This window comes from Enterobacter cloacae complex sp. 677-3DZ2D5B (genome assembly GCF_004136695.1).
In the GTDB taxonomy this organism is placed as follows: domain Bacteria; phylum Pseudomonadota; class Gammaproteobacteria; order Enterobacterales; family Enterobacteriaceae; genus Enterobacter; species Enterobacter hormaechei_C.
This window is the reverse complement of the sequence record NZ_QFLS01000031.1, coordinates 1-8,688: the sequence shown is the minus strand read 5'-3', so window position 1 is coordinate 8,688 and position 8,688 is coordinate 1. Positions and strand designations below refer to the sequence as shown.

4 protein-coding genes and 2 pseudogenes are annotated in these 8,688 nt (G+C 52.1%); 3 read left to right on the top strand and 3 right to left on the bottom strand.

Annotated features, from left to right (window positions below; translation table 11 throughout):
• Positions 1-195: 195 nt before the first annotated feature.
• The gene (locus tag DD597_RS24755; RefSeq protein WP_039267244.1) at positions 196-1,167 is read right to left on the bottom strand and encodes a ParB/RepB/Spo0J family plasmid partition protein; all 972 of its coding nucleotides are present in this window, start codon (positions 1,165-1,167) and stop codon (positions 196-198) included.
• The gene (gene sopA, locus DD597_RS24750) at positions 1,167-2,333 is read right to left on the bottom strand and encodes a plasmid-partitioning protein SopA (RefSeq protein WP_000523813.1); all 1,167 of its coding nucleotides are present in this window, start codon (positions 2,331-2,333) and stop codon (positions 1,167-1,169) included. The genes DD597_RS24755 and sopA overlap by 1 nt, the downstream gene beginning before the upstream one ends.
• Positions 2,334-3,084: 751 nt before the next feature.
• Between sopA and DD597_RS24745 the strand changes: the two genes are divergently transcribed.
• Positions 3,085-4,095 (top strand): RepB family plasmid replication initiator protein, encoded by a 1,011-nt coding sequence (locus DD597_RS24745; protein ID WP_000200071.1) that lies wholly within the window; start codon positions 3,085-3,087, stop codon positions 4,093-4,095.
• Positions 4,096-4,809: 714 nt separating this feature from the next.
• Here the strand turns inward: DD597_RS24745 and DD597_RS24735 are convergent.
• Positions 4,810-7,708, bottom strand: a pseudogene (locus tag DD597_RS24735) (Tn3-like element Tn5403 family transposase).
• 94 nt (positions 7,709-7,802) lie between these two features.
• On the opposite strand from DD597_RS24735, the gene DD597_RS24730 reads away from it, so the two are divergent.
• Positions 7,803-8,408, top strand: coding sequence for a recombinase family protein (locus tag DD597_RS24730; protein WP_000509966.1), 606 nt, complete (start codon positions 7,803-7,805; stop codon positions 8,406-8,408).
• A gap of 34 nt (positions 8,409-8,442) precedes the next feature.
• Positions 8,443-8,688: pseudogene (locus DD597_RS24725) on the top strand (transposase); the annotation flags it as partial.

The window sequence follows — 8,688 nt, the reverse complement described above, 5'->3', positions numbered from 1 at the left end:
CAGGTGGGACCGTGGTCCCAGGCAGATAACCTGACCGATGACGCGGGTGAGACCGTGGTCCCAGGCAGATAACCTGACAGACGATGCAGGTGGGACCGTGGTCCCAGAGAGAATATTCAGGCCAGTTATGTTTTCTGGCCTGTGAGAAAGGAAATGAAGTAAAGGGAGATAACCGTAGACTAAAGCGTGTCCGCATTAGACTCCTGGTTTCTCAAGCTCCTTAAGAATGGCTTCTATTTTCTCTATACACTCCGCAGGAATGCGGGACCGATCTAGGTTAAGCACCATTTTATCGCCCTTATACAATGCTGTTGCCCCTGGAGCAAACTGATGACGTGAGCTCAGATTAACTCTTGATGCGCAAGATTGTTTCAGTACGGATGTTAAAAGACTAATGACCTCTTCAGCTTCAAAGATTAGTCCCGCTTTCTTCTGATCGTGGAGAGTCTCAGCCTGCTGCTTCAGTAATTCTTCTTTATCTGCAAAAGCCTTCTGAAGGGCTTCACCTGACCGGGCAGACAGTTCTCCAGGATGTGCAAACAGGGCAACAACTGATTTAGGCAGTTTGGCCGTATTGATACAGCGGGTAATGATCTTACGAGAGATGTTTTCCGCATCGGCAAGCGCAGAAATATTTCCGGCAAACTCATTCTGCAGCCGGCTTGTATAACGCAGGCCACGTTCATAAGCACTCGTCGGCCGATAATCGTTACCCAGCCGGGACAATGCAGCCATCTGCTCGTCGTCCAGTTCACCAACCAGAATGCGATAATCACTTTCCGTCAGGATTGCGGCTTTACGGCGACGGCTGCCGTCTGCAATTTCTATGACATCAGAAACCCGGCGGCCGAAAGCTGGAGTCTGCTGACCGGTCAGTAAAAATGAAGGTATGAGATCATCCAGAGCATCTTCGGTAAGTAGTTCCTGATCACGCTCATTTCCTGACCATACGCGTGAGGCGCCCTCAACAGAGTCTCCCCGGAGCACCTCAAGGGTAAATTTTACTTCCCGTCCACATACCGGAAGAGAGATAGCATTACCGCGGGCCATAGCACCCACGCGCGCAATTAATGAATCCACCATCGGCGCGGCCGGCGCCGGTGATGAAGTATCTTCAGTCGATTGAGTATGTGTGGTATGCCTTGGAATGACAGGGGCACGCTTCATTATCTAATCTCCCAGCGTGGTTTAATCAGACGATCAAAAATCTCATTACAAACAGGTTCCCAGATTGAAAGTGCGTTTCGCCATGCGCCGGTCGAAGAACGTTGATCAATCGCCTGTTCGAAAACGGTTCTCATGCGGATCTGGCCTTTACCAACTTCATCGGTTTCACGTACCACATTTTTAAGAACCATGCTTCCCCATGCATCGCGAATTTGTTCTTCCATCCACGGTGACTGCGAACCATTGTTATTACTGTATTTGGTAAGCAGAATACGGACATCCGGCTCAAAGCCTTTAAGATCCACATTCCTGAGCAGATCACGAAGCATATCGAAAAACTGCAGTGCAGAAGTGTAATCGAACAGCTCTGCCGGGGTGGGAACAATCAGCACATCAGCAGCGCATACGACATTGATCGTGCCAATACCGAGGTTCGGTGCGCTGTCGATAACAATCACATCATAGTCATGAGCGACCGTTTCAATAGCAAGGCGGAGCATCAGATGCGGGTCGGTGGGCAGTTTTCCTTCATCAAATTTGCCCATCAGTTCAGTTTCAATGCGATGCAGTGCCAGGCAGGACGGAATGATATCAAGGCCAGGCCAGCAGGTTGGTTTTATCGCATAACTGGCATCATCCTTTTCACCAAGATAAAAGGGCAGGAGAGTATCTTCCGCGTGTATATGAAGATCGGGCACCCATCCGTGATACATCGAGGCTGTGCCCTGAGGATCATTACCCTCGACAAGCAGAACGCGTAATCCTTTCAGGGCCAGGTCCTGAGCCAGGTGAACAGAAACGGAGGTTTTGTAAACACCACCTTTGTGAGCAGCCACACCAATCACCGGCGGAAACGCATCTTCAGCACGGCGCAGTCGTGTACCAAATACATCCCGCATGTGATTGATTTGCTCGATGGTATAACCAACGCGTTGCTCAACTCTTCCACGGGTTTCCATATCAGGGTGAGGCAGCCGGCCAGCTTTCTCGGCATCCCTGATAGCCTGAGATGACACGCCAACTAAATCAGCTGCTTCACCAATCCTCCAGCGCCGGGTTATTTTCCGGGCTTCCGGACTGTCATCATTAAACTGCGCAATGGCGATTGCTTTCGTCATTTCATGACCAGCACTTATGCACTGGTTGAGTGTATCCATGAGTCCCATACTGAACATCCTTTAATCATCACTTTGCATTATTTTATTAAATCTTGGAATTTATTGCAAAGCAACAATAAAAACGCAAAGTGCACGAAAAAGTGCAAAGTGAACCGCATTGGGTGATGCAAAGACCGCAGGGGAGTACAAAAGAGTACATACCGCAGCCAATATTAATCACTGCCGCTCGCCGCAGTAAGCGATCTCACGGAGTGAGAAAGCGGCGAGGAAGCGGAAAATCACAGAATTCACAGATTGCACGTACGTCGGGTTGCTTAAGATGGCTCGGGATCAGCCAGTTATAATGAAATTGACTGCGATATGTAATATATTGACTGTGGCATGATACTTACTGTATCTGTGTCGAGAAAGAGGAAAGACGACTCAGCATACCGCAGTCAATGTTTCATTGTTGTACCTGTAGATCTCAATCTTCCAGAGCGTATTCAGGAAAATCAGGCCAGGGTTCTGGATACCTGGTGTGGCGCTTCCGGCCTTGTATCTGAGTTATTCAAGGTCTCGATCCAATAATTGATCCCAAGGAGATCATAGTGAGATCCAAAAGAGATCCCCGGATCGCTCCAGCATGCGCTGTAACTGGCTTTAACGTCTGTCTGGATCGACTGCGGAATGTAAAATGTTGACTGTTATATGCATAATCTAATACTGTGATATGCAACGGTATTTACTGAGGTATGTATATCCGTTGACTGCGATACGTATTACTACATCCTTTTGTGGATAACTGTTGAGGATCAAGATGACGAGCGAAAATAACAGCTTACTTCTGAACCTTCAGGAAGTTGATAAGACAACCGGCGAAGTTGTTAAGCTGGATGTCAACAGCACCAGTACCGTGCAGCCAGTAGCGCTCATGAGACTCGGTCTCTTCGTCCCAACTCTGAAATCAACAGGGAAGAGCAAGGCGAACCGGAAAAACGTTACAGACGCGACTGAGGAGCTTGTACAGCTGTCTATTGCCAAAAGCGAAGGGTACACTGACGTTAAGATCACCGGTTCGCGTCTTGATATGGACACGGATTTTAAAGTCTGGCTGGGGATAATTCGCTCCATGTCGGAGTATGGGGTAAAAAGTGACACCCTGGAACTGTCGTTCGTCGAATTCGTTAAGATGTGCGGATTTAACTCCCGTCGTTCAAACAAAAAAATGCGCGATCGCATCAGTAATTCCCTGTTTAAACTTGCCTCGGTTACGCTGAAGTTCCAGAGCGAGACCAAAGGATGGACCACCCATCTGGTGCAGTCAGCCTATTATGACATCACCGAGGATATCGTTGAGATAAAGGCTGAACCTAAGCTGTTTGAGCTTTACCACATGGACAGAAGGGTACTGCTGCGGCTGAAAGCCATTGACGCCCTGCAGCGCAAGGAATCAGCCCAGGCGCTTTATACCTACATCGAAAGTCTTCCCCAGAATCCTGCACCTATTTCCATGAAACGGATGCGTGACCGGCTAAATCTCACCTCAAATGTCTATACGCAGAACCACACGGTGCGTAAGGCGATGGAGCAGCTGCGGGATATTGGTTATCTGGATTACACCGAGTTTAAACGTGGCCGAGCCACCTATTTCAGCGTGCATTATCGCAACCCCAAACTCATCAGTGGTCCTGTGAAGGTTCCGCGCAAAGAGGAAGAAGAGAAGGCGCCAGAGCAAAATTATGACGAAGTCATTAAGGCGCTGAAGGCTGCTGGCATCGATCCTCTTAAACTGGCTGAAGCCCTCTCAGCGATGAAGCCAGAAAATTGACTGCGATATGCATATCATGACTGCCGTATGCCGCTAAGGACATTCCATTGACTGTGATATGCATCACGCATACCGCAGTCAATATTTATTCTCTATCATCTCTGCCCGGATCGAACAATATTGACTGTAATATGTGATCTGGGGTCGTGATACGCAGATATTGACTACGGCATGCGGGTAAAATGGGGGTAATCCCTGGTCTGTTAACCATTCCATGGGTGATAACATGCCACAGTCAATTTTTCAGTAAAGCTCTATACACCTTATGAAAATCTCAATCGGGTGCTGAGACGGTCATGTTACCTGACGGTATCCGTTCCCCTGTGTACTGCAGGTTTAGCCCGGCAGGATGAGACTGCAGCTGTCTGTATAACCCGGCGCCAGCTTCACACTGCTAAATGCGATTAGGAAACGGGAGCCGGATGGCAGAAAGGTGTTGGCCACAGATGGTGAATGACTTTCGCGGTTAACGGGATGATTTGCTGAGCTTCCAGGAAAAACGCACAGTGGGATGCACGGCCAGTATGCCTGCATTGTGCCCTGTCTTGACTGCGGTATGTTGATGCCTGCAGGATTGCAGGTCACCGGGTAAGACCATGGCGGTTCAGTCATCAGCATGATGGCCTGGTGTGCTAGAGCAGGGAGGGGGCTGAATGCTCTCTGCTCCTGTATTCCGTATTAGGGGTCGGTTCCGGCTGAGGGCGAAATGACACCCTAAGCTTTCGGTTCCTTGGGCCAAAGATATTCGCCAGTCAGTAGAATGTGCGCCCAGCCCAATGGGGATATGTGGGGAAGAAATTCAGGGGGAACATCCAACCCTTCGTTCCGCCGCTCCGTGACGGCATGACCAAGATGGACGGTATTCCAGTAAATGATCACCGCAGTCAATAAATTGAGCCCAGCGATTCGGTAGTGCTGCCCCTCTGTCGTGCGATCGCGAATTTCCCCCTGCCTCCCGATACGGAGCGCATTTTTGAGCGCATGGTGGGCCTCTCCCTTGTTAAGACCGATCTGAGCACGCCGCTGCATGTCCGTATCCAGGATCCACTCAATAATGAAAAGGGTCCGTTCAATACGACCAACTTCACGAAGCGCAACTGCAAGGTTGTTTTGTCGTGGGTAAGAAGCGAGCTTGCGCAGGAGTTGGCTGGGCCTGATTTTGCCAGCGGTCATCGTCGCGGCACAACGGAAAATATCAGGCCAGTTCGCAACGATAAGATCCTCCCGGGCTTTTCCACCTACCAACTTGCGTAACTCCCTGGGGGTCGTATCGGGATTAAATACGTACAACCGCTTCGATGGCAGATCCCTGATTCGCAGAACGAGATTGTAGCCGAGCAGGCTACTGGCTCCGAACAAATGGTCGGTGAATCCTGCTGTATCGGCATACTGTTCGCGAACATGGCGACCGACCTCGTTCATCAGTAGTCCATCGAGAATATACGGTGCCTCGCTCACGGTCGCCGGGATCGACTGACAAGCGAATGGCGCGAACTGGTCGCTTACGTGAGTATACGCTTTGAGGCCGGGAACAGAACCATATTTGGCATTGACCATGTTCATGGCTTCGCCATGCCGCGCTGTCGGGAAAAACTGACCATCGCTCGATGCTGACGTGCCCATCCCCCAGACGCGTGACATCGGCAGTTTACCCTGCGCGGCCACCACAATTGCCAATGCCTGGTTCATGGCTTCGCTTTCAACATGCCAGCGGGCAAGGCGTGAGAGCTGCCAGTAATCATGCGTGTTTGTAGCTTCCGCCATCTTACGCAGGCCCAGATTGAGCCCTTCAGCGAGCAGGACGTTGAGCAGACCGATCCGGTCGCGACATGGAGCCCCGGTTCTCAGATGGGTAAACGCATCTGTGAAACCAAGGGCTGCATCAACTTCAAGCAGCATGTCGGTAATCCGAACGGACGGCATTCGGCGATACAGATCCAGTATGAGTGCCTCGGCACCATCCGGCACGTCTGCTGTCAACCTGTCGATCCGCAACGTTCCATCTTCTATGCTACCGTGCGGAATAGTGCCGTTACGGGCAGCCCGGGCCAGCCGCTTAAGAGCGATCGTGAGTCGCGCCTTTCTGTCTGCCAGCCAATCCTGTGGGTTGGAAGGCACGGCCAGTTTTGCATTTTCCTGCGCCGCGATCATCGGCACCAGTACCTGCTTGAGGTCACCATAGCGGCGCGAATGAGCGAGCCAGACATCTCCGGAACGAAAAGCATCCCGGAGGTGAAAGAGTACCGCCACTTCCCAAAGACGGGTATCTCCTTTTTCCTGAGCTCGTAAATGACGGTTCCATTTGGAGCTGGGCCGCAGGAAACGCCTTTCTGGCGATGCAACACCTTTCATCTCTCCGATCGACAAAGCTGCTGCTACCAATGGTCCGGCGACCGGCGCGGCTTCGAGCTTCAGACAGCGCAACATGCGGGGCGCATAACGACGAAAGCGATGGTATCCCTGCCCGACATATGCAAGAGGCTCATCGGCTAGCGTGTTGCTGAGTTGAGTCCCTGTCGCTACCAGTTGAGCGAGCCGGTCCCATGCAACCGAACTGGCGACAGCCATCTCCAGCGGGGTTCCGTCACTGCGGGCCTCAAGCAACGAAGTTCCCAGCGCGGTGAAGGTACGGATCGTATCCGTGAGTGTGGCTTTAGAGCCGGAAATTGTTTCGTCATGCTGGCGCTTCGCTTCCCGCCAGGTTTTTCCTACGATCCTGTCATGGGTTTCGACTATGGCATCAGCAATCGCCGCTTCCCACTCCACAACACAGACGGCAAGGATCGCCCAGCGGCGGTCCGAAGTGATGTCACGCAAACCGTCGGTGAAGTAGCGTTCACCCTGCCGACGCAGCCGGGCAATGCGATGGGCAGGTATGCTGGCCAAAGCACTATGATTGATATTCAGGGTACGCAGAAATTCGAGCCTGTCGAGCAAACGGTTAGCAGCAGCCGAGTTGTTACCAACCTCGAAGTTGCGAAGCCAGATGAAACGACTGATATTGCCGGCGAGCATTTCACTCAGAAGTTTGTCCAGGTGATCGCGAACATCCGCTGTTAAATTTTCCGCAATCCGCGTTTCAATCCGCCGCTCAGCGGCGACCAGAGCATCCGCGCACAAGCGCTCGATTGTCGATACTGCGGGCAGAATGGTGGAAGTTTCCCGACACCGCACAATAAAACGATGAGCAAGATCCTCGTTTGATCTGGCATCTTCGGCCTGGCCGAAAGTCCACTCCCGCAGATCACGGGCACCACGGCCCGTGAAGGTCTTGTAGCCGTAAATTTCGCGCAGCGTGTCCATGTGCTGCTGACGGGTTTGGCGCCGTGTGGCATAAGTGAGGAAGCGCATCAGCCGGAACTCCAAGCTGAGCACCGACGAAGGAAAGGACTTCACGCGGGATCATCTCACCAGGAGCCAGTGCACGGCCCGGATATCGTAAGGCACAAAGTTGCAGGGCAAAGCCAATCCTGTTTTCCGGTCTGCGGCGCTGCCTAATGTTTTCCAGGTCATCATCGCCCAGCGTGTAGAACTTCAGTAGCGACAGTTCGTCCGTGGGCAGATCGAACAGCGCTGCTCGCTGCCGTTCGGTGAAAATATGGCGTCGTGACATACAAATTCGTCCCTTTTGAAGTATAGTCTGTTTTGGACAACAGCCAGCCCATATAAATCAGGGCGTTCCGATACAAAAATCCAGGAGGGTTCAATTGGGACATCGTGCCGCCATTTACTGCCGGGTTTCAACAGCGGATCAGTCTTGTGAACGCCAGGAATTTGATCTGCGAGCCTTCGCCGGCCGTGCCGGCTACGACGTGGTGGGAATATTTAAGGAAACAGGTTCAGGAACTAAACTCGACCGGGCCGAGCGAAAGAAAGTCCTGGCGCTTGCCCAGTCCAGACAAATTGATGCAATCCTGGTCACTGAGCTTTCCCGGTGGGGGCGCTCGACGCTCGATCTGCTCAATACGCTACGTGAACTGGAGAACTGGAAGGTTTCCGTGATAGCCATGAATGGAATGGCGTTCGATCTTTCGTCGCCGTATGGACGAATGCTGGCGACGTTTCTTTCCGGCATTGCGGAGTTTGAGCGGGATCTCATCAGCGAGCGGGTCAAGTCAGGCCTTGCTGTTGCGAAGGCACGTGGTAAGAGGCTTGGTCGTCAGGCCGGAGTGCGACCAAAATCAGACCGACTTTTGCCTAAGGTGGTTGCGATGAGGGCCGAGGGACGCAGCTATCGCTGGATCGCACGCGAGCTCGGTATCAGCAAGAATACCGTCGCTGACATCGTGCAACGACACAGAGCTAACGCTTAGGGTGTCATTTCGCCCTCAGCCGGAACCGCCCCCCCTGATGAACGTTCCGCTACGCTGCCCGGATTACAGCTGTGTCAGCAGGCGGGCAAAGTCGGTTAATGTCAGTTTCAAAACGCCCACCCGGGGTGAAATCGCACACCTGGTAATTGATTCCACCGGGCTGAAGGTCTTCGGTGAAGGCGAGTGGAAAGTCAAAAAGCATGGCCAGGAACGCCGCCGTATCTGGCGTAAGCTGCATCTCGCCGTTGACAGTAAAACAGGCACTGTTGCAAATAGTCGG